Genomic DNA, 26,328 nt, shown 5'->3' with positions numbered 1-26,328 from the left:
TAGAGACGATTTACATTTAATGGGTAATATAGTACAATAAGGCGGAATTGTTAATTGGTAAAATGAGGGGAATGACCAGTATGTATCAGGAAAATTTAAAAAGCAAAGTCCTTTCCGGTTTGTTTTGGAAAGTGATGGAAAATGGAGGAACACAGGGCATCCAGTTCCTCGTATCTGTTCTGCTGGCAAGGCTTCTGACCCCTGCCCAGTCCGGGGAAGTCATGCTCATCATGATATTTATAACCATTGGAAATGTGTTTGTCCAAAGCGGTTTTAACACTTCCCTGATTCAAAAACAAAAGGTTGATGAGGAAGATTATTCCTCTGCTTTTTATATCAGTGCAGGCATTGCTGGGATTTTATATGTGATCCTGTTTTTTTCGGCTCCCTTGGTAGCAAAATTTTATGGACAGCCTTTGTTCCGCCCGGTGCTCAGGACTCTGGCAGTGACCTTGTTTTTCGGTGCGGTCACATCGGTGCAGTCTGCGGCAGTAGCAAGAAATATGGAGTTTCGCAAGCTTTGCCTGGCCAGTATTTTTGCAGCCCTGGGTTCGGGAGTCATCGGTGTGGCGATGGCTTTCATGGGATACGGCGTGTGGGCGCTTGCCATGCAGCAGTTCTTTTACAGCTTTTTTTTAATGGCAGTGCTGTTTGTACTGGTAAAATGGCGCCCCAGGCTCTTATTTTCCGTGAAAAAGGCGGGGGAGCTTTTTTCCTATGGCTGGAAAATCCTCTGTTCGGGCCTGATTGATACCATATTCAGCAATGTTTACGGACTTGTGATCGGAAAAATATATAATTCCGCTATGATGGGGCAATACTCAAGAGGAAACCAGTTCCCGTCATTGATTGCCAATAATTTAGGTGCCGCAATCCAGTCCGTCATGCTTCCGGCTTTTTCTGCCTGCCAGGATGACCGGGCAAAGGTAAAAAGTATGGTCCGAAGGTCCATTGTTACCAGCTCCTACCTGGTATTTCCCATGATGGCAGGATTGATTGCAGTGGCAGAGCCTATGGTGAAACTGCTATTGACGGATCAGTATCTTCCCTGTGTTCCCATGCTTCGGCTTCTCTGCGTGGCATACGCTACCTGGCCGCTCCATGTGGCCAACTTACAAGCCATCAATGCACTGGGCAAAAGTGAGATATTTTTAAAACTGGAGATCATAAAAAAAACGGTGAGTGTCATCGCCCTTATCATCAGCATTCCGTTTGGAATCTATACCATGGTGGCATTGCGTGCGGTGACGGATTTTATCTGCACCTTCATCAATGCCCATCCCAACAAAAAGCTGCTTAATTACAGTTTTTATGAACAGTGGAAGGATGTGATCCCGTCTCTTTTGGTCTCCGCGGTCATGGGAGTGACTGTATATGGTGTCCAGTATATAATAGAAGGAACACTTCTCACCCTGATGGTGCAGATCCTGGTAGGCGTTTTGGTTTATGCAGGTCTGTCCTGGCTGTTCCGGCTGGAAGCCTTTTTGTATCTGTGGCGGACAGCAGGATTTGGCAGGCATTAGGGCGTGTGCATGCACTTGGCACGGCCCGCTTGTTTGCTTTTATCTGGGAGAACTGACCGGAACGTATGACCCACGTCTTGAAACATGTGGTTTTTACACACATTCCGGGAACAGGGGTTCCAGGTTTACATTTTCCGTCGGATATTGTAAAATAAGGGGAAACACCCTTCGGGCATACCTTTATGCCCAGAGAGCATGGGCGAATAAGAGGAAACACCCTTCGGGCATACCTTTATGCCCAAAGAGCATGGGCAAATAAGAGGAAACACCCTTCGGGCATACCTTTATGCCCAAAGAGCATGGGCAAATAAGAGGAAATTATAAATGGAACGTAAAAATGTGGTCTGGAACATGATTGGAAGCCTTATATATGCCGGCTCCAGCATGGTCCTTACGGCCCTTGTCAATCATTTGATAGGCACAGACCAGGGAGGAATCTTTGGGTTTGCCTTCAGCACCTTCGGGCAGCAGATGTTTCTGGTGGCCTATTTTGGCATGAGACCCCTGCAGAGTACGGATATCAGCAGCAATTATACCTTTGGTGAATACCGTCAGGCCCGGTTCATCACCTGTCTGGCGGCAGTCCTTATGGGCATTGCCTATATCGCCTGGAACATGGTCATACCTTCCGGCGGTTATACCAGGGAAAAGGCTCTTGTAGTGCTTTTGATGGTGTTGTATAAAGTGCTGGACGGGTTTGCCGATGTGTATGAATCGGAATTTCAGAGAAACGGCCGGCTGTATCTTACGGGACAGGCCATGGCCTTCCGCACGGTTCTGTCCGTCTGCTGCTTTTTAGCGGCTCTGGCGGTCACAAAAAATCTGGTATTTTCCAGCGTTGTTGCCGTGGCTTCTCAGGGAGCCGGAATTTTGATTTTTGATCAGCGGGCGGCAGGACGGGTGCCGGGAATTGACGGGTCCAGGAGAACCGGCAAGGAGTGGGAGCTTTTAAAAGATGGGTTTTTGCTGTTTTTATCCGTATTTCTGGACGGACTGATCTTTGCCATGGCTAAATATGCGGTGGACGCTCAGATGACCTCCACGGATAATGCCATATTCGTGGCCATCTTTATGCCTACCTCAGTCATTAATCTTGCGGCCAATTTCGTCATCCGCCCATTTCTTACAAAGCTGTCTTATTTGTGGGAGGAGAGGAGCTTTGGAGGTTTTATGTCTGAAGTGAGGAAGCTGACCGGAATCATACTGATTCTTACGGTGACCGCCCTGGCAGGCACCTGGTTTCTTGGAGTCCCGGTTCTGGGAGCCATCTCGAATGTGGGGCTGAAACCGTATAAATCCGGGCTTCTTGCCATTGTGCTTGGCGGAGGTTTCTTTGCGGTCATGAATCTGTTTTATTATGTACTGGTCATCATGAAGCGGCAGAAACGGATCTTTTTCGGTTATGTACCGGTTTGCATACTGTCCTTTTTCCTTTCCTTCTCATTTGTGAAGACAGGAGGGATTAACGGCGGAGCTTTCTCCTATATGCTTTCCATGCTGCTTTTAATGCTCTGCTTTATGGGACAGGCAGCCTATGTGCTGTGGAAGGAAAAGAAAGGGATACGAAAATGACGGATAAAGTACTGGTAGTGATACCTGCTTATAATGAAGCATTGAATATCGAACGGGTGGTAGGGGAGGTGATTAAAAACTACCCCATGTTTGATTATGTGATCATCAATGACGGTTCCACCGACGATACGGCGGAGATCTGCAGAAGACACAAGTGGAGAATCATTGATCTGCCTGTGAACCTTGGCCTTGCGGGAGCTTTTCAGACAGGTCTTAAATACGCACACCGGCACGGATACCGGTATGCCATACAGTTTGACGGGGACGGACAGCACCGGCCGGAATACATATCCCCCATGAAAGAGAAGATGGATGAGGGATATGACATCGTGATCGGTTCCCGGTTTGTAACGGAGAAAAAACCTCATACCATGCGGATGCTTGGAAGCCGGCTTTTAAGCGGAGCCATCTGGTTCACCACCGGTGTGGGGGTAAAGGACCCAACCTCCGGCATGCGCATGTTCAGCCGCAAGATGATCAAGGAATTTGCGGATGGTCTAAACTACGGTCCCGAACCGGACACCATCTCTTATCTGATCCGCCATGGTGCAAAGGTTGCAGAGATTCCTGTGGTAATGGATGAGAGGATTCTTGGAGAAAGCTATTTAAATCCTTTGAATGCGGCCCGGTATATGGGGAAAATGCTGTTTTCCATTTTGCTGGTACAGAGCTTCCGCATCCGGGACAGAAGATAAAAGAAGGGAGAATGTCATGACGGTTTTGCTTCGAGGCGTGCTGATCTGCGTTTCCATATTGCTTACATGCTATGTACTAAGAAAAATCCGCCACTCCAAAATGAAGATCGAGGACTCGATTTTCTGGGTGATGTTTGCCCTGCTTTTGGTGGCGTTCAGCTTATTTCCGAGACTTGCGGATTTTGTATCCCGCATGGTGGGAACCTATTCAACCGCAAATTTTATTTTTGCCTTTATGATTTTTATCTTGCTGGTAAAGGTGTTTTTCCAGTCCATAAAGATATCCCAGCTGGAGCGGAGAATGACGGAGCTGATCCAGGCCTTTGCCCTTGACCGGGAAGAAAAACAGGAAGAGGAGGAATTAAAACGTGAATCTCATCAGGAATAAAAAAGGATTAACGCTTACGGCGGGAAGCATCCTGCTTCTCGCTTTTCTCTTTCTCGTGCCTTATAAAAAGACCATCATAGGAATCCCCTCACCTGCATTCGAGCCGGTACGGCGTTTTTATTTTTGGCTAATCGTGCTGGGCTGTGGATTTCTTTTCTGTTTGGGAGCTCTTTTGTGGATAAAGAAGAAATTTTCATACGGACTGTATCCGGTGACCGTAATTCTCCTTGGCTTATTTTATCTTCTGGTGCTTCCCCCTTTTAGTGCGCCCGATGAAGCGGCTCATTTTGTCAGTGCTTACCGCCTTTCCAGTCAGATCATGGGAAAACAGGCGGTAGCCGATGAAAAATTCCTATCTAACGCTACCGAAGAAGAGAAAGAACGGATCCGTCACGGAGCCAATGTACTGGTGCGCAGCGGAGACGATGTGCCAGGACTTAACACAGAACCAGGCCAGACTGCTTACAACCTGGTTTTCACTCAGCTGTTTTCCAAAGATCACAGCCAGGGACTGACCGTAAGGAGTGAAATCCCGGTGAATACCTCTCCGGTGGTTTATCTGCCCCAGGCGGTTGGCATCACGCTTGCAAGACTCTTTCACCTGGGCTACATTCCCCTTGTTATGCTTGGACGGCTGTTTAATCTGCTGACATTTGCTGGTATGTCATATTTTGCGATACGGGTCATGCCCTTTAAAAAAGAGATCATCGCAGCAGTATCCTGTCTGCCCATGACGCTTCATCTTGCAGCCTCTTATTCCTATGATACGGTTTTCATCGGACTTTCCATGATGTTTTTTGCCTGGTGCTTTTATCTGGCGTTTGAAAAAGACAAAGTGACGGTTAAGGATACGGTCCTTTTGGCCCTTCTCCTGATTCTCTTGGAGCCGGGAAAAATCGTGTATCTGCCCTTAGCCGGAATCTGCCTTTTCATCCCTTCGGCCAAATTTCAGTCAAAGAAGCAGTACTGGATCTCTTTTTTCAGTGTGATCGGAGCAGTTCTTCTATCTGTATTTTTGGTAAACCGCCTGGTGCTTACCACCTGGGCGACCCAGACGGAAAGCTATGTGGGCTGGAGTGAGGCGGCAGGTTATACCCTTTCCGATGTATGGAACCGGCCCTATGATAGTTTCCTGGTTTACTATGAGACCTTTGTGACCCAGCTGAATTATTATCTGGTAACCATGCTGGGAGGCTTTCTGGGGAATTTGGACCCCAATCTGACCGTACCAGCCTTTTGCCTGATTCTTTTGTGCTATACACTATTTATCAGTGCAATAAGAAGAGAAGGGGAGGAAGTTCCGTTAAAGAGGGGGCAGAAATGGTTCATGCTGTTCCTGGTCTTTTTAAGTGCCTGTCTGGTGCTTACCTCCATGTTTCTTGGCTGGACCCCAAAGGAAATGACTTATATAACCGGAGTGCAGGGACGGTATTTCATTCCCCTTCTGCCCCTGGTATTTCTGACGATATTTGATAAAAATCTGTCCATAAAGGTGGATTTATGGAAAAGTGCCTGGTATCTGGAATGCTTTGTCAGCATCTATGCCCTGATCCGGATCTGCTCCACCTCATGTCTGCGTTTATGACAGAAAGGAAAAGACGATGGAAGAAAAACGACTCAACAAAAAGACCGTAGATGTGATCATTCCGGTCTATAAACCAGATGAGACTTTAAGGCGCCTGTTGGAGGGCCTTGGAAAGCAGTCTTATCCCATTGGAAAAATCATTGTCATTAATACGGAACAGTCCTATTGGAACGACGAAGCGTATAATTTGATTGAAAATCTGGAGGTTCATCACGTGACCAAAGAGGAATTTGATCACGGCGGAACCAGGAATCAGGGAGCCTCCTATTCCAATGCCGATGTTATCGTCTTTATGACCGATGATGCGGTTCCCGCGGACAGTCACCTGATCCGGTCCTTATTAAAAGGGCTGGAACAGACGGGAAAACATGGAGAACCGGTGGTCCAGGCATATGCCAGACAGCTCCCCAACCCGGACTGCGGGCTGGCAGAGCAGTATACCCGTTCCTTTAATTATCCGGACCAGAGCCGGGTCAAGACAAAGGACGATATCCCGGAGCTTGGAATCAAGACTTTTTTTGCCTCCAACGTCTGCTGTGCCTATGACCGGGAAGCCTTTTTGAAAAACGGTGGATTTACAAACCAAACGATCTTTAACGAAGATATGATCTATGCCGGCAATGCGGTGAGACACCGGGGACAGGCGGTGGCCTATGTGGCAGAGGCCAAAGTCTATCATTCCCACAATTACGGCTGTAAAACCCAGTTCCACCGGAATTTTGACCTGGCAGTATCCCAGGCGGACCATCCCGAAGTATTTGAGGGCATCCGTTCCGAAAGCGAGGGAATCCGTCTGGTGAAAAAGACCTGTTTTTGGCTGGCAAAGCAGAAAAAATACCAGCTGATTCCCGGGGTCATCATAAAGAGCGGTTTTAAATATCTGGGATACTTCATGGGAAAACGATATTCTTCCCTACCCAAATGGCTCATACGGAAATGCACCATGAATCAGGCATATTGGGAAAAAACTTCCGTATTTGGCCGGCAGCTGTAAATAGGAAGCAGATAAACTTCTTACAGTTTTCTTCTTAATTTCAAAAAAATTTTTGATATCATAGAAATATATACCAAGTTGTGGTAGAATGCTACAAGTATAAGAATGTTTTGACAGGTAAAGGAGCATAAAAAAATGGGAAAGATAAAAGTAACAGCTTGCGAAATAGAAGGTCTTTATGTGATTGAGCCAACGGTATTTCCGGACTCCAGAGGTTATTTTATGGAAACTTATAACCAGAACGATTTCAAAGAAGCCGGTCTCAACATGGCATTCGTACAGGATAACCAGTCCATGTCCGTCAAAGGGGTTCTCCGTGGACTTCATTTTCAGAAACAGTATCCCCAGGGAAAGCTGGTCCGCGTGGTCAGAGGAACGGTGTTTGACGTGGCAGTGGATCTGCGTTCCGCTTCTGAGACGTATGGAAAATGGTTCGGTGTGGAGCTGTCTGCGGAAAATAAAAAGCAGTTCTACATTCCAGAAGGGTTTGCTCATGGATTTTTGGTTCTGTCCGATGAGGCGGAATTTGCATATAAGTGTACCGATTTCTACCACCCGGGAGATGAAGGCGGAATTTTATGGAGTGATCCGGAAATCGGCATCGAATGGCCGATCGAAAAAGGCATGGAGCTGATCATTTCCGAAAAAGACCAGAAGTGGAGCGGAATCCGGGAAACTTTTAAATTTTAGTGAGAGGAGAAAACCATGAAGTATCTGGTTTCCTTATTAAAAGAAATTATTACAAAAAGAAAACTCATCCTGGATTTATCAAAAGCAGATTTTAAGAAACGGTTTGTAGGCTCTTATTTCGGCATCGCCTGGATGTTCTTACAGCCCATGGCTACGGTACTGGTGTACTTTTTTGTATTCCAGATGGGATTTAAAAGTGTACCGCCGGTCCCCGGTTATCCCTACGTGCTGTGGCTGATTCCAGGCATTGTTCCCTGGTTTTATTTCAGCGAAGTGCTGAATCTGGGAACCGGCTGTCTGCAGGAATATAATTATCTGGTAAAAAAAGTGGTATTTCAGGTGGAGATCCTTCCGGTCATCAAGATGATATCCTGTCTCATGGTTCATGGGATCTTCGCCCTGATCATGATCGTGGTATTTTTCTGCTACGGTGTCCTTCCAAAGGCAAGCTGGCTCCAGATCCTTTACTATACCTTTGCAAGTTCCATGCTGTCGCTGGCGATTACTTATTTTACCAGTGCCATACATGTGTTTTTTAAGGATATGGCTCAGATCATCGGGATTTTTCTTCAGTTCGGCATGTGGATGGTGCCGATTATGTGGGCGCCGGAGATGTTTCCGAGGATTCCCTCCTGGCTGCCGACTTTGCTTAAGTTAAATCCGTTCTATTATGTGGTAGCAGGATACCGGGACAGCATGCTGACCGGCGACTGGCTGGTGGAAAGACCGACCCTTGGCCTGTATTTCTGGACCGTGACCATTGTCCTGATGCTCATTGGGTTAAAAGTATTTAAAAAGCTGCGTCCGCACTTCTCAGATGTGCTGTGACCGGCTTAGTATGGAGGATTCAATGTCCGTAGAATCGAACAACAATGCAATAACTGTAAGTAATGTAACAAAAATATACCGGTTGTATGAAAAACCCATTGACCGGTTAAAAGAGACTTTAAGTCCCACCCATAAAAACTATCATCAGGATTTCTATGCCTTAAACGGCATTTCTTTTGATGTAAAAAAAGGACAGACGGTGGGAATCATCGGTACCAACGGATCCGGCAAATCCACCATTTTAAAGATCATCACCGGAGTGCTGACCCCAACTTCCGGAAGCCTGGAAGTAAACGGTGTGATCTCCGCACTTTTGGAGCTGGGAGCCGGATTTAACATGGATTATACCGGAATTGAGAACATCTACATGAATGGTACCATGATGGGATTTTCCCGAAAAGAGATGGAGGAAAAAATGGATGATATCCTGGGCTTTGCCGACATTGGAGACTTTGTCTACCAGCCGGTAAAAACCTACTCCAGCGGTATGTTCGTTCGTCTGGCATTTGCTCTTGCCATCAATGTGGAGCCGGAGATTTTGATCGTTGACGAAGCTCTGTCCGTAGGAGATGTGTTCTTCCAGGCCAAATGCTACCGACGCATGGAGGAGATCCGTCAAAAGGGGACTACCATCTTAATGGTAACCCATGATATGGGCGCCATTATCAAATACTGTGACCAGGTGGTTGTGCTGAATAAAGGGAATTTCATTGCACAGGGAGAACCTGGGAAGATGGTGGATTTATATAAGAAGATTCTTGCAAACCAAATGGATGACTTATCCATGGAGCTTGCGGAGATAAAAAGCGGAGAGTTAAACGACTTCTCAGGAGAAAAGGCCGTATCCAAAAAAGAGGCGGCAAAAGCCCGTCAGGAGGGCCTCATGAAGGAGAAGCTGACGGTCAACCCAAACCGTACCGAATACGGGGATAAGAAGGCGGAGATCGTGGATTTCGGTCTTCTTGACGAGCGCGGCAATGTGACCAATCTTTTATTAAAGGGAGAGTATTTTTCCATCAAGGAGCGGATTCATTTTCATGCAAAGATCGAAGCTCCCATTTTTACTTATACCATCAAGGACAAGCGGGGGGCGGATTTGACCGGCACCAATACCATGTATGAGGCTTCCGATGTGAAGGCTGTGGACAACGGCGATGAATATGAAGTGGAATTCAAACAGAAAATGACCCTTCAGGGAGGGGAGTATCTGCTTTCCATGAGCTGTACCGGTTTTGAAAACGGGGAACATGTCGTCTATCACCGCCTGTATGATATCGTAAATATTACGGTCATTTCCAATAAAAATACGGTAGGTGTCTATGATATGGAGCCGGAAGTGAGCTTAGAGCTGCACCGGGCAGGAAAGTGAGGAGAACGCATTGATGAACGATTTAAGCCCTGAAATCAGGAACCTGTATATAAAATATAACGGAGATATTAAGAGGCTGCTGGCAGAAAATCCAAACCCGGACTATTTATACGCGCTGTCGGATATCCGGGAAAATCTGCTGGAATGGTATGAATTTGATAGGGCGGCTTCTTTGCTTCAGGTAGGTTCTGATTACGGCGCGCTTACGGGATTATACAGCCGCAGGGTGAGCCATGTGACCGTCCTTGACTCCAGCCAGAATAACCTTTCCTTTAACCAGTTGAGGCACCAGGACCGGAACAATATCCGTTATGTCAATGGAGAGCTCAGCTCCATTCATGGGGAAACCTTCGATTATGTGGTCATTGCAGGTTCTTTAAAAGAACCCGTAAAAGAACAGATCGAAAAAGCCAAAGCCTTATTAAGACCGGGCGGAAAGCTGATACTTTCCGTATGCAACCGCCTGGGACTGAAATACCAGGCAGGTGCCATTCCCGACCAGATCCGTCTTTCCAGAAAAGAGCTTATGGAGCTGTTATGCGGAAGCGGCAGGACGGAAGGAAAAGCAGCCTTTTATTATCCCATGCCCGATTATAAACTTCCCATAACCTTGTATTCGGACTCTTATCTGCCGTCCAAGGGGGATTTGACGCACGCGATCCTGGCCTATGATTATCCCAAATATCTGCGGTTTGATTTAGGAAAGATGTTTGATGAGGTTTGTGAAGGAAAAGAGTTTGAAACATTTGCCAATTCATTTTTAACCATTTGGAGCTGCCATGAAGAAGATTAACTTTGTAAAATATAATAAAACCCGCAGGGAGCTGTTCCAGATCCGCACCAGTCTGGTGGAGGAAAACGGCACTCCCTTTGTGGAAAAAACAGCCTTGAGAGACGAAGGGACCAGACATATCAGATCCCTGGAAGAAAAATATCAAAGTCTTAAGGAGCAAAACCAGAAGTTAAAGGTAGTGGAGGTTTCCATTAGTCCGGACGGCCGGACGGCACGCTTTGAGTTTCTGAAAGGAGAGACCTTATCCGAACTTTTGGGAAAAGAGATCATAGATGGCAAAGTGCCTGTTTCCAGGATGGAAGACGGGCTTTCCATGATTTTAAGCGTAAAAGATGACTATATGTTTCCCTTTCATATGACTCCTGAATTTTCCGAAGTGTTTGGTGAGCTTTCCGAAGAGGAGGCGTCCGTTAAAAAAGACTGGGCGTTCCAGACCTCTAACATCGACTGTCTCTTTGAGAACATCATGATAACGGAAGACGGCCCTTACTGTCTGGATTATGAATGGGTATTTTCCTTCCCGGTCCCTGTGACTTTCGTAAAATTCCGGGTGCTTTATTATTTCTATGAACAGTATAAGAGCATTTTGACTTATGAATCTCTGGAAGCTTTTTTGGAAGAATTTGGTGTGGAACCGGACCGGATTGAAACCTACCGCCGGATGGAACAAAATTTTCAGGAGTACGTCCATGGGGAGAATCAGCAGATCTATTTGGTAAACTACATGCATGAGACCCATGCGCTGCCGGAAGATATGTTTCAGCTTTCCCGGGTCATTGACGATACCAAAGAGCATATTTCCCAGATGGAGATGGAACTTCATGAAAAGGACGTGACCATCACCAAGCAGCAGGAAATTAAGCGGCTGACAGACAATCACGTGACCAACCAGGAGATGATCATAAACACGCTTCGCCAGGACTGTGAAAACATGCAGCAGATCATCGACCGGTTAAGACACCATGAAGCCCTGTTCTACCGGGTGGGAAGAAAAGTAAAGCATATTTTTAACGATTGGTTTCCGGAAGGGACAAAAAAACGGAAATATTTCTATTATGCCAAAAACACAGTCCTTCATCCCATAAAATCCTTCCAGCTCTATACCACAGAGGAAGGCCGGAATTTGATCGAAGGCGATATGAAGATCGGAGAACTGTACCGGACCCATGGCAAACTTCGCTTTATCAAGGAAGGACATCCATTGGTCTCCATTGTCATTCCCGTTTACAATCAGATCCATTATACCTATGCTTGTCTGGTCTCTATTTTGGAGCATACAAAGGATGTGGGATATGAAGTGATCATTGCCGATGATGTATCCAGTGATGCGACCAGGGAGCTTTATAAGTTTACGGAAAATGTGGTGATCTGCAGAAATGAAACCAACCAGGGCTTTTTAAGAAACTGCAACCAGGCGGCAAAGGCAGCCAGAGGCAAGTATATCATGTTTCTAAACAATGATACCCAGGTAACGGAAGGCTGGCTTTCCAGTCTGGTGAATTTGATTGAATCCGATCCCACCATTGGTATGGTTGGCTCCAAACTGGTTTATCCCGACGGACGTCTGCAGGAAGCCGGAGGCATTCTCTGGAGTGACGGCTCCGGCTGGAATTACGGGCGTTTGGATGACCCGGAAAAGCCGGAGTATAACTATGTAAAGGATGTGGATTACATTTCCGGCGCTTCTATTTTATTATCCAATGAATTGTGGAATCAGATCGGCGGTTTTGATGAACGTTTCGCTCCTGCTTACTGTGAAGACTCGGACCTTGCCTTTGAAGTCCGAAAAGCAGGGCTGCGGGTGGTTTATCAGCCTCTTTCTAAGGTCATACACTTTGAGGGCATTTCAAACGGTACGGATGTCAACGGTACCGGTTTAAAACGCTATCAGGTGGAAAACAGCCGTAAATTAAGAGAAAAATGGGCAGAAGAGTTCAAAAACCAGAGTGAAAACAATGGAAACCCGGATCCTTTCCGGGCAAGGGAAAGAAGCCAGAATAAGGACATCATTCTGGTGATTGATCACTATGTACCCACTTATGACCGGGATGCCGGCTCAAAGACCACCTTCCAGTATTTGCAGATGTTTGTGGAAAAAGGCTACGTGGTAAAATTTCTTGGGGATAACTTCCTTCATGAAGAACCTTATTCCACGGTGCTTCAGCAGATGGGAATCGAAATCCTCTATGGAAAAGAACATCAGGCAAAGATCTGGGACTGGTTGAAGGAACATGGCGATGACATCAAGGTGGCCTATTTAAACCGGCCTCATATTGCCGCCAAGTATGTGGATTTCATTAAGAATAAAACCAACATGAAGGTGATCTATTACGGACACGACCTTCATTTCCTCCGGGAAGGCAGAGAGTATGAGCTGACAGGAGATCCCGAAAAGAGGGAAGCCTCTGAGTACTGGAAGTCCATGGAGCTGAGGCTGATGAAAAAGGCTGCGGTATCCTATTATCCCTCCTATGTGGAACGGGATGCCATCCATGAGATTGAGCCATCCATTCATGTAAAGGCCATTGTCGCTTATGTATTTGAGAAATTTTTAAACCAGATTCCCGACAACTTTGAAGAAAGAGAGGGGCTGCTGTTTGTAGGAGGCTTTGCCCATCCGCCAAACGCAGACGCAGTGTTATGGTTTGCACAAGATATCTTTCCGTTGATCCGGGAACAGATGCCGGTGAATTTCTACATTGTAGGTTCTAAGGTAACCGACGAAATAAAGGCCCTGGAACAGCCTGGCAATGGAATTATTGTAAAAGGGTTTGTATCGGAAGAAGAGCTTTCAAGACTCTATGCCAGCTGCCGCATCGTGGTGGTTCCTCTTCGTTACGGTGCAGGTGTGAAGGGAAAAGTCATAGAAGCGTTGTATAACGGCGCTCCTGTGGTCACCACCTCCATCGGTGCGGAAGGGATACCGGATGCCGGGCAGGTCATGGCAGTTAAAGATGATCCCGCAGAATTTGCCATGGAAGTCCTCTCTCTGTATCAGAATCCCGGACGATGCCGGCAGATGAGCCAGGAGACCCAGAACTATGTCCGCAGATATCACAGCATTGATGCGGCCTGGAACGTGGTTGGGGAAGACTTTTAGAGCCAGGATAGTAGATTGTTCCAAGTGATCTGTGATATAATATAATAAGAATGTTTCGGCGGTGGAACCAAAGAAAAGGTGAACAGGAGGAAACTGGTATGCAGGCAGTTTTGCTGGCAGGGGGTCTTGGCACACGGCTCCGTTCTGTTGTAAGTGACAGACCAAAGCCAATGGCACTGATTGAAGAAAAGCCCTTTATGGAATATGTTATTTTGGAACTGAAAAAACATGGAGTTACCGAGATTATTTTTGCCGTAGGCTATAAAGGCTCTATGGTGGAAGAATATTTCAAAGACGGTTCCCAGTGGGAGATCAAGGTTTCCTATGCCTACGAGGAAGAACTTCTTGGCACAGCCGGAGCCATTAAGAATGCCGGCCGGAAGGTGACCGATGACCGTTTCTTAGTGCTGAATGCGGACACCTTTTACCAGATCGACTACAACCGGCTGACGGCTTTAAGTGCGAAACGGGATCTTGACATGGCTCTGGTTTTAAGAGAAGTGCCCGACGTATCCCGATACGGACAGGCTGTGCTGGAAGACGGCTGGTTAAAAACCTTTGACGAAAAGATTGAAGATAAATGCCAGGGAACCATCAATGGAGGTGTATATTATCTGCGCCGCTCCCTGCTTGATACCATACCGGAAGGAAAGGTATCCTTAGAGCATGACATGATCCCCCGGTGGCTTTTGGAAGGAAAGAAGCTGGGCGGCATCGTCAATGACGGTTATTTCATTGATATCGGCGTGCCGGAGGATTATTTCCGGTTTATGGAAGATATAAAGAAAGGAACGGTGATCGTATGATAATCAGAGGACGCGCGCCCCTTCGGGTGAGCTTTGGCGGCGGCGGTACGGATGTAGCCCCTTTTTGTGAGGAGCAGGGAGGTGCCATCATCGGCAGCACCATCAATAAATATGCCTACTGTTCCATCGTTCCAAGAGAAGATGACCAGATCATCGTACATTCCCTGGACTTTGATATGACCGTCAAATACAACACCAATGAAAACTATGTATACGACGGGCGGCTGGATCTTGTGACCGCGGCATTGAAGGCCATGGACATCAAGCAGGGCTGTGAAGTCTACTTACAGTGCGATGCACCTCCAGGCTCCGGTCTTGGGACCTCCTCAACGGTTATGGTGGCTCTTTTGACCGCCATGGCCAAATGGAAAGGCGTGGAGTTAGACAGCTATGCCATGGCAGACTTAGCATACAAGGTGGAGAGAGAAGATTTAAAGATCGACGGAGGCTACCAGGATCAGTATGCAGCTACCTTCGGAGGCTTTAACTTCATCGAATTCCACGGACGCAACAACGTGGTGGTCAATCCCCTTAGAATCAAAAAAGAAGTCATCCATGAGCTTCAGTACAACCTGCTTTTATGCTACACCGGCAATATCCACGTATCGGCCAATATCATCAAAGACCAGGTTAAGAACTATGAAAAGAAAGATCCCTTTGATGCCATGTGCGAAGTGAAGGCACTGGCCTATGCCATGAAAGATGAGCTTTTAAAAGGGAATTTATATAGCTTTGGAAAGCTGTTGGATTATGGCTGGAAGAGCAAAAAAAGGATGAGCAGCAAAATTACCACTCCCCAGATTGACGAGCTTTACGAGGAAGCCTTAAAAGCCGGTGCTCTCGGCGGAAAGCTTTTAGGAGCCGGCGGCGGCGGATACTTATTGGTATACTGTCCTTACAACGTCCGTCATAAGGTGGCTGCCCGTATGGAAGAAGTGGGCGGACAGCTGACGGACTGGAATTTTGAACTCAGAGGAGCACAGGCGTGGATCACCGATGAAACGCGGTGGGATTATCCGGATATCCGGGTAAAGATACCAGGCGGCGAATATCATTTTAACCTGTAAGCATTCTATCAGCTGCAGGGGAATCAGGAAACTATGGATAAAATTGTATTTTTAGACCGTGACGGCACCATCAATCAGGAAGTGGAGTATTTGCACCGTCCGGAAGACCTTGTGATTCTTCCCGGAGTGCCAGAAGCCCTAAAGCGTTTAAAAGCCCATGGCTTTCGCCTGGTGGTGGTTACCAATCAGGCAGGCGTTGCCAGAGGATATTATAAAGAAGAGGATGTGGTATCTCTTCATGAGACCTTGAATCAGTATCTTTCCAAAGAAGGTGCTGCCATCGACCGTTTTTTCTACTGCCCTCATCACCCGGTACACGGCATCGGCAAGTATAAAAAGAAGTGTCATTGCCGCAAGCCGGAGACCGGGATGTTTGAGATGGCGGAAGCCTGTTTCACCGTAGACAAGGCGCATTCTTACATGATCGGCGATAAGCGTTTGGATACGGAAGCCGGAAGACGGTATGGAGTGAGTTCCATATTGGTAGGAACCGGATATGGTGCGGATATTTACCAAACCATGACAGAAGAAGAGAAAGAAAAATCCTTTGATTTTTATGCTTCCTCCATGAAGGAGGCAGTTGATTTTATACTCTTACGAGAAGGAGGAAGATCCACATGGAACCCATGAACTATTTAGAGGAACTTTTGGAGCGGTATCCGGCCCTTGCCTGTGTGAAGGCTGAGATTTTAAATGCCTATCATATACTGGAATCCTGCTATGAAAACGGCGGAAAGCTTTTGATCGCCGGAAACGGTGGAAGCTGTGCCGATGCAGAGCATATCGTCGGGGAACTGATGAAAGGATTTGTAAAACCCAGGACCGTTTCCGAAGAATTTGCAAAAAAACTAACGGAAGCTGATCCCGAACGGGGAAAAGAGCTGGCCCAAAAACTTCAGGGAGGACTTCCCGCCATTGCGCTCACGGGTCATCCAGGACTTTCCACCGCATTTTTAAACGATGTGGACGGCGATTTGATCTTTGCCCAGCAGACGTATGGCTACGGAAAACCAGGAGATGTGCTCCTTGGGATCTCCACCTCCGGTAATTCCAAAAATGTCATGTACGCCATGGCTGCAGCCAAAGCGCTTGGCATGAAAACCATCGGGCTTACAGGAAAAGACGGCGGGCAGCTGAAAACGGCAGCCGATGTGACCATCGTGGTGCCGGAATCAGAAACCTTTAAAATTCAGGAATACCATCTCCCCATCTATCACGCACTCTGTTTGATGTTGGAAGAACGGTTTTTCTAAACACCAGGGGTAGGGGAAGCGTTTCTCATACCCCGGATTTTTGACGCTGGAAGCGCACCACAGGAGGATAAGATGAAAGACAGACAATGGATAGGTAAGGAAGCCGCATGGAAAGACGAAATCATTGCAGCCGTACTTTTGCTGGCCTTTGCTTTCTTCATTAACCGGGGAATCGAAATAAAAGGGCTTTATATGGATGACCTCTACCTTTGGTCCTGCTACGGAGAACAGTCTTTCCGTGAATTTGTCTTCCCGTTAGGAAGCACACGGTTCCGTTTTGTTTATAATCTGGCTGCATGGCTGGAACTGATGTTGGTCGGCAGCCACATGAGCTGGTTTGTCCCCATCAATATACTGGTAAACGTCTGTATCGCATTTACCGTATACCGGTTTGCAAAGCGTTTGTCCGGAAGATGGATCATCGGCTTTTCGGGAGGGATTTTATATCTGCTTTCCCGCATGTCTTATTATCAGATCAGCCAGGTATGGGGCCTGATGGAAAGCCTGGCATTATGGGCGGCCATCGGCATATTATACTGCCTCTACCGCTATCTGACAGAGGAAAAACCAGGAAAAAGCCTGCTCCCTGTTTCCGTGTTTTTGTATTTCAGCGTTTGCTTCATCCATGAACGCTATATGGTACTCCTGCCTCTGTTCTATGCAGCGTTCCTTATGAAAAAAGAGCGGCGGAAAGCACCGTGGCTGTTGGTCACCGGAGTATTTGCCGCAGTACAGGCCCTCCGCTTTTTCGCCATCGGAAGCATCTCTCCTGCCGGAACCGGCGGGACCACAGTGGCAGAGACCTTCAGTATCGCTTCCGCCATAAAATTTGCGTTCAGTCAGGTCTTTTATATTTTTGGGATCAATGCAGGTCCGGAGCATCTAAGTGGGTTAAGTTTTAGCGGCTCTCCGGCCTGGGTCCGTGTCTTTGTCATCGTGGCAGACATTCTGCTTCTGCTTATGACCGTGATTTTCCTGACCGTTGTAATCAAAGAGCGGAAGGAACGGAAAAAACGGTTCCAGGTCATAGGCTTATTCCTTTTGTTTATTGCGCTCTGTATCGGATCATCAAGCGTCACCATCCGGGTGGAAACCAGATGGGTCTATGTATCCATGACAGCCGCCTGGCTGTTTGCCGCTTATATGTGCGGAGTGGCAGTCCCGAAAAAAGAGGCAGGAGCCGATCTTACCAGGCCCCTTTTGTATTGCAGTCTGTTTCTGCTTTATGGAATTCTCATGCTTCCCATTGAAAGTTTCTATCGGGGAAAATACGAGAATCTGTATTACTGGTCCTCCCAGCTCCGTTACAATTCCCTGGCAGAAGAGACGTATGGAAAATACCAGGAAAAACTTTTTGGGAAGAAGATATACATCATTGGCAATACTTATGATATGAGCGATTTTACCGCCCGCACCTTTTTTAAGACCTTTGACAAAAAACGGACTGCCGAAGGAACGGAGGTCACCTTTATCGACTCCATAAATTCCATCGGTCTTCTCACCCCCAATATGCTTGTTTTAAGGGAAGATCCGGCACACAATGCATACCAGGACATAACGGATTTTGTGCGGAATTTAAAATTTGAACGGATCTATGGCTGCTATGAAGACGGCTGGCTGGACCAGAAAGCCAAGGCCCGCATCATGGCAGGAAAAGAAGGGAAAATCCATTTTAAATTTTATTATCCCGGAGTCATCACAGGATTGGAGCACATTGTGGTGACGGTAAACGGAAGTGAACAAAGGGTGATTCCGATCAACGCCAGCACCGTAACTGCTGAATTCGACGTACCCCCATCCCAGACTTCGGAAGTAACGTTTGAAAGCAATTTCTATTACGACGCAGCAACGGAGCAGAGAGGGGAGACCCGTCTTTCCGTAGTGGCGGATATTACGGCAGATTAAGAGACAGAGGTGAAGGCATGAATCGAAAATATCTATATTATTTCTTTCCCCTTTTGGGAACTGTGTTTGGCCTCTGGTACATTTTTTCCGCCACCTGTGACGGAATATATTCCGATTACATCCGTCTGGTCAACAGCTATCTGCCCGATGTGTGGAATCCGGCCAAATTTTTCGTCCCCGATATCCTGACCCGGATACCCGCCAACTATGTGGGCAGGATAATCAATATTTCCCTGTTTGGATATAACATCATGTTTGACCGGGTGTTAGGTGTTCTCGCCCTTGGATTATCCGGAATGGTCCTGGCGGCCTACTGTTTCAGAAAAAAAATTTCCCTTCCATGGTTTGCAGTTTTAATGGTGGTATTGTTCAGCCTGAATAAATGGGAAATGCTGACCAATGGAAGCGGCTGGGCCCATTTCCTGTCCTTTGCCTTCTTCTTTTACCACTACGAAGTTCTGGACCGTGTATGGACCGGAGAAGAAAAACCAAATGACCGTAGAACTTTACTTCTTCTTCCCTTTGTTACCACGTTGCTAGTGGCAGGACCTTACTGTGCCATTTACTCGGTCACCGTCCTTCTGGCCTGCGGATTTTTGTTTCTGATAAAAAAAGGGAAAGGAAAGGGCAGCTATTGCATTTACGGCATCAGCACTCTGATTCCCCTTTTCTTATATTTATGGAGCAATACCTATGCGGTGGAAGACCATGCGGCACCAGCCACAGGCTCTATTTTTGACCAGCTGAGAGAGACCCCCGGCTTTTTTGTCCGGTTTTTTATAAAGTCCTTTTCTTCCATGGTCATCGGCGGAGAACGGGCGGAAGAAATCTTTCACACCAATCTGCCGTTTCTCCTGCTGGGCTTTCTGGTCATATTTTTCTATCTGCTGGCACTTTGGTATAACTGGAAATACCGCCTTTACAAGAAGACGGTGTTCCCCTTAATCCTCCTGGTATCCGGCGGACTCAATCACGTGCTTATCCTGCTGTCCAGATGGATATTCCTGCAGGAGAATTATGGTCTCAGCTCCAGATACGCCCTGCAGTTTCAAACCGGAATTCTGGGAATTCTTTTGACCTTTTCCCTGATTCTTCCGATGACGAGAAAGAAAGCCATACCCTTAATGCGGTTCGCCGCCGCGGGAGCCTGTGTGCTGTTTCTGACCGGAAATTGTTACACCACATATATCGAAATAAAAAAAGCCCCATTCCGTTTAGAAAGCTTCCAGAGAATGGCAGCCATGGCCCGTAATTTTGAACACGTGACCGATGAGGAGCTTCGGGCAAATTTCGAGTACCGGCCCAGCCGGAAAGACAGCGGTGCAAAGGTACGCAGTGCACTGACAATATTAAAGGAAAATGGGTATAGTATTTTCCGCAGCGACGGAAGTACAGAATAAAAGACAATGCAGCCTTTGAAGGATGATTTTGAAAGGCACTTGCATGAGGAGCATAAAAGATGAAAAAAACACTATCGGTCGTAGTCTCATGCTACAACGAGGAACTGGCACTCAACCAGTTTTATGAGGAAACGTCCCGTATTTTAAATAAACTCGACTGGGATTACGAACTTATTTTTGTCAACGACGGGAGTCAGGACAGCACCATGGAAGTGCTTACCCGCTTATCCCAAGCAGATCCAAAGGTAAAGGTGATCAGCTTTTCCCGAAACTTCGGCCATGAAGCCGCCATGATTGCTGGTCTTGATTACAGCAAAGGGGACGGCATTGTCTGCATGGATGCGGACTTACAGCATCCTCCGGAATATCTTCCGGAGATCGTTAAGAAGTTCACAGAAGGCTTTGATGTCATAAATATGGTCCGTACCAAGAATGAATCCGCAGGCTGGTTTAAAAATTTCGCTTCTTCTGCGTTTTATCATTTGATCAATGTGCTGTCCGACGTAAAATTTGAACCCAACGCATCTGATTTTTTTGCAATCTCTAAAAAAGCAGGAAAGGTACTAAAGGATCATTACCGGGAAAAAGTCCGCTTCCTTCGTGGCTATGTGCAGAACATCGGCTTCCGCCGGACGACCATTGAATACGAAGCCAGAGTGAGAGTGGCGGGAGAGAGCAAATACAGCATCAAAAAGCTCATTGCCTTTTCCTTAAACACCATCATGTGCTTTTCCAATCTGCCTTTGAAGCTGGGCATTTACGCAGGCTGCGGAGCCGGAATCCTGGGCCTGGTCATGATGATCTATACCATATGGAGCTGGGCCAGAGTCGGCACTCCCAACGGCTATGCAACCACCATTGTGCTGATCTGCTTTATGTTTGCAGTCTTGTTTCTGATTGTAGGGATCATTGGAAATTATATTGCCATTCTCTTTGCAGAATTAAAGGACAGGCCCATTTATATTGTGGGTGAGACTAAGAATGTGGATGATCATGAATAAATCCCATTGAATTGTGGATAAGGAAGAAATAAAAAACCACATAAAGATTGATTGTCAAGAAACAATTTATAAAAAAGACGCATTGTATTATAAACGTATCATGCACTGCCAGATATCAGATGTATTTTTTCTGATAGCTGCCAGTGCATTTTTATGTAAATAAAAACCGCCTGAATAAAATGAGCACCTCTTTCCCAGCACCCAATCAATAATGCAAAGATTGATTGGATCTTGATAGAAAATAAGGTGCTCATTCCTCATAACTTCCTATTATTCAGTTATTTCGATAAACCAATTCCAGGACCGACTTCCTTGGATTGATTTTCCGGAGCGGTAGTCGTTGCTGCCGGTGTATTTTGGTTACCACCGGTATTCTGCTGACTATCCCCGGCATTTTGCTGCCCTTCCGGATTCTGAGTCTCCTGCGGTGCCACCGTACAAACTCCATTGGAATCTGCGGTATAGGTAACCCCGTTTAATTCAAAGGTAGTGGAAGCGGCCATCTTACCGTCTGAAGGATTCAAGTAATACTGTTTGCCGTCAACCGTAACCATACCAGTAGCCATACCGCCGCTATTATTAAAATAATACCAATTGCCGTCTACCTGTCTCCAGCCCACTGTCATTTTACCGGAGGAAGTGCTTAAATAGTATTTGGTACCCCGGTCATCCAACCAGCCGGTCTGCATCTTTCCATCGGGTGCCTGATAATACCAAACATCGTTTACGTTGATCCAGCCGGTAGCCATAGTTCCGTTATTATGGAAGTAATACCAGCTATCGTCAAGCTTCGCCCAACCAGTGGTCATAGCTCCGCTGTCTGCCAGAAAATATTTGGAATTGCCTTCCGTCAGCCAGCCGGTAGCCATGATTCCGTCATCATTTAAGTAGTACCGTTTGCCGTTAATATCCTGCCAGCCGGTGGTCATAACCCCGTTGTCATTCATATAATACCATTTTTCATCTAATTTTTTCCAGCCCACAGCCATATTTCCGGAGGATTCATTGAAGTAATAACGCTTTCCATCAATGGTCATCCAGCCGGCAGCCATGGAACCGTCAGAATTCAAATAATACCGGGAGCCGTTATCGAGAAGCCAGCCTTTGTTCATGGCACCGCTTCCGTTAAAGAAATACCATTTATCAGAAAGCTGTTTCCAGCCGGTAGCCATCCGACCTGAGTTCTCGTCAAGATAATAGCGCTGATCGTCCTTTTCAAACCATCCGGTAGTTTTCTGTCCGTCTCCATTCATGTAAAACCAACCGGTTCCGTCATTGATCCATGTATCCTTCTGAATGGCATAGTTCTGATAATAATAGGTTTTCCCGCCAATGGTTCTCCATAAATTACCTGGAAGCTTTGAAGTCAGATCCTTATAAAGAAAATCAATATCAACATTGCCGTTAATTCCCTGAATGGAACCCGTACTGGTCACCTGCCACATGATGGGATCTGCATATCTGTGCTTCGCCTCGTAGCGGGCCACCCAGACATCATACTTCATCTGAGATAAATCAATTTTATTGCTCAGCCAGTTGTCATTGGCATATACAATAGGATAGTAACCTGCCTCTTCGATTCTGCTGCAAAATGCGTTGATGACCTCACTCACCTGGCTTGGAGGCAGTGTGCCCAGCGTTGCGCTGTCCTCTGCATCAAATGCAATAGGAAATGATATTGGATAATCCTTCACCAGATCCAGAACGAAATCCGCTTCCTCTCTCGCCATATCAGGAGTGGTAGCCAGAGAGTAGATATAGGCACCTACTTTCAGTCCGGCCGCAGAAGCTCCGCGTACATTGGTGTGGAAATAGGGGTCCACAATCCCCTTTGAGCGGGTACCCAGCATAACGAAGCTGACATCATTTGCGGCTACAGCGGACCAGTCAATATTTCCCTGCCATCTGGAAACGTCGATTCCCCTTGCGATGACCTGATCAAGGACTGTACCATCCCTCATCTGATAATACCCATTGACCCGTTCATAACCGGCCGCTGCCCAGGAATCCATGGCAGGATAGAAGCCTGCCGATATCCCCATAAAGGCGCATAATGTTGCTGCGGCGAACCGCATCCTTATCTTTTTGTGTCTCAAAACGAATCCTCCTTCATCAAATCTGTTTTTATGTAATGTAGTATATTTGTCCCGTAAAACCATTCAGGCAAAAAAATGGGTATCCGCACGGAGGTGCAGATACCCACACAGATGCGAACTCAGTCAAATCAGCCAGGACCTGTTGTAAGTCCGGGAGACAATTGATATACTCCGTTATTGGAAGAGTTGGATGACCCACCCGGTGTGTCGTTGGAAGAACTTCCAGGAGTTCCGCTTAAAGTGTCATTGCCGGCAGAAGTACCGCCCGGTCCTGCATTGTTCGACCCAGAAGTATCCCTTCCGCCAGGGGTATTGTCCGATCCCCCGTTTGCAGGGGTAGCAGTCGGAGCGGATCCATTGCCCTGATATGCTCCGTTGGAAGCAAATGTATAACTTTTTCCGTCAATGGTAAGGGTCGTGTTCGCCGCCATCTTACCGGTAGAAGGATCAAGGTAATAGTAAACATTGGAAAGCTGGATCCATCCTGTCAGCATGTGACCGGAATCATTGAAATAATACCAGGAACCTTCAATTTCTTTCCATCCATGAGCCATCTTTCCGCTACTTGTATCCATGTAATATTTATTGGTGCCGTCACTGAGCCAGCCGGTCATCATCTTGCCTAAGACCGACTTTGAATCCCCGTTTAAATAGTAGTAAGCATTATCAATCTGTTTCCAGCCTGTGACCATCTTGCCGTCAGAGCCGAAGTAGAACCAGTCGTTTCCAACCTTTCCCCAACCGATGACGCATGTTCCGTTCTCCTTAAAATAATACCAGCCGCCGTCCATTTCCCGCCATCCGGTGGCCATGGAACCGTCACCCTTCATATAATAATAATCATTCCCGATCTTCAGCCAGCCCTTTACAAGGATTCCGGTGTCATCCATCAGGTAATAATATTTTCCGCCATTCTGAATCCACTTGGTAGCCATGGCACCATTGGAATGAAAGTAGTACCAGTTTCCATTGATCTGTTTCCAGCCAGTAGCCATATAGCCGGTGGAGAGATCAAGAAAGTAAAAGGTGCCGTCTGATGTCTTTACCCATCCTTTATGAACAGACCCGTCCTGGTCAATGTATTTCCACTGAGATCCTTCCGAAACCCATCCGGTTGCTGCCCAGGCAGTACTTGCAGGTATCAGGGAAGTGGTCCCTACAAGACCTGCCAGCAAAAGAGCTGCCGCCTTTTTTCCATATCGCATACCGTTGTTATCCTCCTGTTCTAGCATTACTTTTTACACATAATGCCATTATAGCATAGGAAAGGTAATAATACCTAAATATTTTATTACGATTTGCAGACAAATTTCCAAAAATGTCATTATAATACAATGCTGCTGCATTTTCTAAAAAAATTCTTTGCATACCGGTACATGATGATGGTATATTCGCCAAATTCCTCCCCTAAAGCCGCTTTATAAACCGCCCAAAGACTCCATAAAAATCCACCAAGAGCCATATGGGCATAAATCGTAAACCGCTCTTCCATGGTAGGCTTCCGCTCAAAATAAATCTCCATGAGCCTGTCGGTCTGTTCTTCATTATAATAGGAATAGATGGCACACATGGCAATATCCACCAGAGGATCACACATACCCGCATACTCCCAGTCAATCAAACGAACATCTCCGTTGGGCAGGATAAGAAAATTATCCACTACCGTATCCAAGTGGGAAAGAACCTTTTTATGTCCCAGTCCCTCTAATCTCTCTAAAAGCTCGGACATCTGCTGCCGAACCACGCTGTAATCTTCAAATAAAACATCCCCGTGGGCCTTGCACAGCTTCTCATAGAATTCAATCCGTTCCTTAAGATCAAAAGAATGATCAACCTTTAACCCGGACCCATGAAACTTACGGACAAGCGCCATGCACTTTTTTATTTCCTCCTCATTATCCGCCTCCGCATTATGAGCACCCTCATAGAATTCCGCAATTTTATACCCGGTTTCCCCGTCGAGATAAACAACCTTTTCCGTAATATCCATACCATGGAGTGCATCATAAACCGCTTTTTCCTGTCGCCGGTTAATCAGCAATTCCGTCCCCGGTCCAGGAATCCTGCAGATATATTGTTTCTCCCTGATCTTAAACAAAAAGGATTTGTTGGTCATTCCCGCCTTCAAACACCGGATCTCCGTAATATCAGACTCCGGTACTTTAAATACCCTGGCAACCAATTCCATCGCTTCATTATCTGAATGACGCTGATATTTAATATCAAACCGGCGCAGTTCCTCCAGATTTTCAAATTCATATACCTCGTCTGCCGGCCTCCGGTTGATAAACATATCAATTTCCTGCTTTGCCTGCGGCACATCAGGAAGTCTTTTTGCAGCTTCTCCGGAAAGCATATCCATATATACATGTTCCCAATAAAGCTGCTCCGTCCCGGGAAGATGATAATAACCCTCCAGAACCGGGAGAAACTGGCTGGAAAAATCCTTTGAAAAAAATACCGGTCCATACATCACCCATTGGTCGGTCCCCCCCACAAAAACATCAAGAATCCGTCCCTTTTTATTGTAGCTTAAACACCATTCAGAAGTTTCCCCTTCTATATAAGAAGAAGAATACCACGCCCCCCCTTCATAAGCATGGTACATATTGTGCCTCATCCAGTTGTCAGAAGAAAGCACATACATATTTTTTCCATAAAAAAGGTGGCGTGCATGATAGATGGTAGCCAGCGTATTCTTCTTTGAGTATTCAGGATTATATAGAAGCTTCACCTCATACTTATCCATAAGATATTCAAATTTTTCCTTTAAATACCCCACCACAATCGTAATATTCCTTATTCCCACTTCATGAAGCTGGCGGATTTGACGCTCGATCATCCGTTCCCCGAATACCTCAAGCAGCCCCTTCGGCATTTCAAAAGTCAAAGGAACAAAACGGGAACCAAAGCCGGCTGCAATAATAACAGCCCCATCGACTCTATGCTTATCAAGCAAAGCCTGCCCCTTTGGCAGAAGCTCATAGGAATCCTTTTTCTTCCCAGCAGTAATCAAATTTTTTTCCAGGCACTCTTTCACCAGACTGTTGGCCGTTCCCAAAGAAACATGAAGCTCCTTTGCCAGCTCTCTCTGCGTAACAGCCGGATTTTCCAAAATAGAGCGGCAGATAATGACATTACGATCCATAGCAGTAACCCTCCATATATAAAAAGTATGTGTTCAAAATCAATAACTTGTAAGAACTATGTGAACATTATACCATTCAAACGATAAAAATCAATATAGGATTTCCCTCCCCTCA

Annotated in this window: 21 protein-coding genes; 18 read left to right on the top strand and 3 right to left on the bottom strand. The window is 46.4% G+C overall.

Translation table 11 applies throughout. From position 1 onward, the window contains the following. Positions 1-80: 80 nt before the first annotated feature. The 18 genes from VIG27_RS14970 to VIG27_RS14885 all read left to right on the top strand — a co-directional run bounded on the left by VIG27_RS14970 (position 81) and on the right by VIG27_RS14885 (position 20,969). Positions 81-1,523 carry a lipopolysaccharide biosynthesis protein gene (locus tag VIG27_RS14970; protein WP_394523318.1) on the top strand — a complete coding sequence of 481 codons (1,443 nt, stop codon included), beginning with the start codon at positions 81-83 and terminating at the stop codon, positions 1,521-1,523. A gap of 324 nt (positions 1,524-1,847) precedes the next feature. After that, on the top strand, positions 1,848-3,095 hold the full coding sequence (locus VIG27_RS14965; RefSeq protein ID WP_394523317.1) for a lipopolysaccharide biosynthesis protein: 1,248 nt from the start codon (positions 1,848-1,850) through the stop codon (positions 3,093-3,095). Beyond that, the gene (locus VIG27_RS14960; RefSeq protein WP_394523316.1) at positions 3,092-3,790 is read left to right on the top strand and encodes a glycosyltransferase family 2 protein; all 699 of its coding nucleotides are present in this window, start codon (positions 3,092-3,094) and stop codon (positions 3,788-3,790) included. The genes VIG27_RS14965 and VIG27_RS14960 overlap by 4 nt, the downstream gene beginning before the upstream one ends. 16 nt (positions 3,791-3,806) lie before the next feature. Beyond that, complete coding sequence (locus VIG27_RS14955; RefSeq protein ID WP_394523315.1) at positions 3,807-4,178, top strand: DUF2304 domain-containing protein; 372 nt, start codon at positions 3,807-3,809, stop codon at positions 4,176-4,178. After that, a complete protein-coding gene (locus VIG27_RS14950; RefSeq protein ID WP_394523314.1) occupies positions 4,159-5,763 on the top strand; it encodes a DUF2142 domain-containing protein in 1,605 nt (534 codons plus the stop codon). Before VIG27_RS14955 ends, VIG27_RS14950 begins: the two co-directional genes overlap by 20 nt. A gap of 16 nt (positions 5,764-5,779) precedes the next feature. Then, positions 5,780-6,757, top strand: coding sequence for a glycosyltransferase (locus VIG27_RS14945; protein ID WP_394523313.1), 978 nt, complete (start codon positions 5,780-5,782; stop codon positions 6,755-6,757). Between the two features lie 135 nt (positions 6,758-6,892). Then, entirely contained in the window at positions 6,893-7,447 is a 555-nt protein-coding gene (gene rfbC / locus VIG27_RS14940) for a dTDP-4-dehydrorhamnose 3,5-epimerase (protein WP_394523312.1), read from the top strand. Positions 7,448-7,462: 15 nt separating this feature from the next. After that, the gene (locus VIG27_RS14935) at positions 7,463-8,275 is read left to right on the top strand and encodes an ABC transporter permease (protein ID WP_394523309.1); all 813 of its coding nucleotides are present in this window, start codon (positions 7,463-7,465) and stop codon (positions 8,273-8,275) included. Between the two features lie 22 nt (positions 8,276-8,297). Then, positions 8,298-9,644 (top strand): ABC transporter ATP-binding protein, encoded by a 1,347-nt coding sequence (locus tag VIG27_RS14930; RefSeq protein ID WP_394523307.1) that lies wholly within the window; start codon positions 8,298-8,300, stop codon positions 9,642-9,644. A 13-nt stretch (positions 9,645-9,657) separates the two neighbouring features. Then, positions 9,658-10,437 (top strand): class I SAM-dependent methyltransferase, encoded by a 780-nt coding sequence (locus VIG27_RS14925; RefSeq protein WP_394523306.1) that lies wholly within the window; start codon positions 9,658-9,660, stop codon positions 10,435-10,437. Then, positions 10,424-13,537 carry a glycosyltransferase gene (locus VIG27_RS14920; RefSeq protein ID WP_394523305.1) on the top strand — a complete coding sequence of 1,038 codons (3,114 nt, stop codon included), beginning with the start codon at positions 10,424-10,426 and terminating at the stop codon, positions 13,535-13,537. Before VIG27_RS14925 ends, VIG27_RS14920 begins: the two co-directional genes overlap by 14 nt. A 98-nt stretch (positions 13,538-13,635) precedes the next feature. Then, positions 13,636-14,343, top strand: a complete 708-nt coding sequence (locus tag VIG27_RS14915; RefSeq protein ID WP_394523304.1) for a nucleotidyltransferase family protein — start codon at positions 13,636-13,638, stop codon at positions 14,341-14,343. Next, the gene (locus VIG27_RS14910; RefSeq protein ID WP_394523303.1) at positions 14,340-15,410 is read left to right on the top strand and encodes a GHMP kinase; all 1,071 of its coding nucleotides are present in this window, start codon (positions 14,340-14,342) and stop codon (positions 15,408-15,410) included. Before VIG27_RS14915 ends, VIG27_RS14910 begins: the two co-directional genes overlap by 4 nt. Positions 15,411-15,443: 33 nt before the next feature. Beyond that, the gene (locus VIG27_RS14905; protein ID WP_394523302.1) at positions 15,444-16,040 is read left to right on the top strand and encodes a D-glycero-alpha-D-manno-heptose-1,7-bisphosphate 7-phosphatase; all 597 of its coding nucleotides are present in this window, start codon (positions 15,444-15,446) and stop codon (positions 16,038-16,040) included. Continuing rightward, positions 16,028-16,663: a D-sedoheptulose-7-phosphate isomerase gene (locus tag VIG27_RS14900; protein ID WP_394523301.1), complete on the top strand. Its 636-nt coding sequence runs from the start codon at positions 16,028-16,030 to the stop codon at positions 16,661-16,663. Before VIG27_RS14905 ends, VIG27_RS14900 begins: the two co-directional genes overlap by 13 nt. Positions 16,664-16,735: 72 nt before the next feature. After that, entirely contained in the window at positions 16,736-18,568 is a 1,833-nt protein-coding gene (locus VIG27_RS14895) for a hypothetical protein (protein WP_394523300.1), read from the top strand. Between the two features lie 17 nt (positions 18,569-18,585). Beyond that, complete coding sequence (locus VIG27_RS14890) at positions 18,586-19,968, top strand: hypothetical protein (protein ID WP_394523299.1); 1,383 nt, start codon at positions 18,586-18,588, stop codon at positions 19,966-19,968. 59 nt (positions 19,969-20,027) lie between these two features. Continuing rightward, positions 20,028-20,969, top strand: coding sequence for a glycosyltransferase family 2 protein (locus VIG27_RS14885; protein WP_394523297.1), 942 nt, complete (start codon positions 20,028-20,030; stop codon positions 20,967-20,969). A 278-nt stretch (positions 20,970-21,247) separates the two neighbouring features. Here VIG27_RS14885 and VIG27_RS14880 read toward each other — a convergent pair whose 3' ends face one another. The 3 genes from VIG27_RS14880 to VIG27_RS14870 form a co-directional block, all read right to left on the bottom strand. Beyond that, positions 21,248-23,065, bottom strand: coding sequence for a GH25 family lysozyme (locus tag VIG27_RS14880; protein WP_394523296.1), 1,818 nt, complete (start codon positions 23,063-23,065; stop codon positions 21,248-21,250). Between the two features lie 128 nt (positions 23,066-23,193). Next, a complete protein-coding gene (locus VIG27_RS14875; RefSeq protein ID WP_394523295.1) occupies positions 23,194-24,270 on the bottom strand; it encodes a cell wall-binding protein in 1,077 nt (358 codons plus the stop codon). A 119-nt stretch (positions 24,271-24,389) separates the two neighbouring features. Continuing rightward, on the bottom strand, positions 24,390-26,213 hold the full coding sequence (locus tag VIG27_RS14870; RefSeq protein WP_394523294.1) for a phosphotransferase: 1,824 nt from the start codon (positions 26,211-26,213) through the stop codon (positions 24,390-24,392). Positions 26,214-26,328 lie beyond the last annotated feature (115 nt).

Source organism: Lacrimispora sinapis (assembly GCF_043633585.1).
GTDB classification, from domain to species: domain Bacteria; phylum Bacillota; class Clostridia; order Lachnospirales; family Lachnospiraceae; genus Lacrimispora; species Lacrimispora sinapis.
The sequence above is the reverse complement of the archived record's forward strand: the minus strand, read 5'-3'. Positions and strand labels throughout refer to the sequence as shown.

Excerpts from the sequence above, each read along its gene's own strand:
- VIG27_RS14875 (WP_394523295.1), bottom strand. The coding sequence starts at position 24,270 with ATGCGATATGGAAAAAAGGCGGCAGCTCTTTTGCTGGCAGGTCTTGTA.
- VIG27_RS14885 (WP_394523297.1), top strand. The coding sequence starts at position 20,028 with ATGAAAAAAACACTATCGGTCGTAGTCTCATGCTACAACGAGGAACTG.
- VIG27_RS14970 (WP_394523318.1), top strand. The coding sequence starts at position 81 with ATGTATCAGGAAAATTTAAAAAGCAAAGTCCTTTCCGGTTTGTTTTGG.
- VIG27_RS14935 (WP_394523309.1), top strand. The coding sequence starts at position 7,463 with ATGAAGTATCTGGTTTCCTTATTAAAAGAAATTATTACAAAAAGAAAA.
- VIG27_RS14870 (WP_394523294.1), bottom strand. The coding sequence starts at position 26,213 with ATGGATCGTAATGTCATTATCTGCCGCTCTATTTTGGAAAATCCGGCT.
- rfbC (WP_394523312.1), top strand. The coding sequence starts at position 6,893 with ATGGGAAAGATAAAAGTAACAGCTTGCGAAATAGAAGGTCTTTATGTG.
- VIG27_RS14890 (WP_394523299.1), top strand. The coding sequence starts at position 18,586 with ATGAATCGAAAATATCTATATTATTTCTTTCCCCTTTTGGGAACTGTG.
- VIG27_RS14905 (WP_394523302.1), top strand. The coding sequence starts at position 15,444 with ATGGATAAAATTGTATTTTTAGACCGTGACGGCACCATCAATCAGGAA.
- VIG27_RS14915 (WP_394523304.1), top strand. The coding sequence starts at position 13,636 with ATGCAGGCAGTTTTGCTGGCAGGGGGTCTTGGCACACGGCTCCGTTCT.
- VIG27_RS14945 (WP_394523313.1), top strand. The coding sequence starts at position 5,780 with ATGGAAGAAAAACGACTCAACAAAAAGACCGTAGATGTGATCATTCCG.
- VIG27_RS14965 (WP_394523317.1), top strand. The coding sequence starts at position 1,848 with ATGGAACGTAAAAATGTGGTCTGGAACATGATTGGAAGCCTTATATAT.
- VIG27_RS14925 (WP_394523306.1), top strand. The coding sequence starts at position 9,658 with ATGAACGATTTAAGCCCTGAAATCAGGAACCTGTATATAAAATATAAC.
- VIG27_RS14955 (WP_394523315.1), top strand. The coding sequence starts at position 3,807 with ATGACGGTTTTGCTTCGAGGCGTGCTGATCTGCGTTTCCATATTGCTT.
- VIG27_RS14895 (WP_394523300.1), top strand. The coding sequence starts at position 16,736 with ATGAAAGACAGACAATGGATAGGTAAGGAAGCCGCATGGAAAGACGAA.
- VIG27_RS14930 (WP_394523307.1), top strand. The coding sequence starts at position 8,298 with ATGTCCGTAGAATCGAACAACAATGCAATAACTGTAAGTAATGTAACA.
- VIG27_RS14920 (WP_394523305.1), top strand. The coding sequence starts at position 10,424 with ATGAAGAAGATTAACTTTGTAAAATATAATAAAACCCGCAGGGAGCTG.
- VIG27_RS14960 (WP_394523316.1), top strand. The coding sequence starts at position 3,092 with ATGACGGATAAAGTACTGGTAGTGATACCTGCTTATAATGAAGCATTG.
- VIG27_RS14900 (WP_394523301.1), top strand. The coding sequence starts at position 16,028 with ATGGAACCCATGAACTATTTAGAGGAACTTTTGGAGCGGTATCCGGCC.
- VIG27_RS14910 (WP_394523303.1), top strand. The coding sequence starts at position 14,340 with ATGATAATCAGAGGACGCGCGCCCCTTCGGGTGAGCTTTGGCGGCGGC.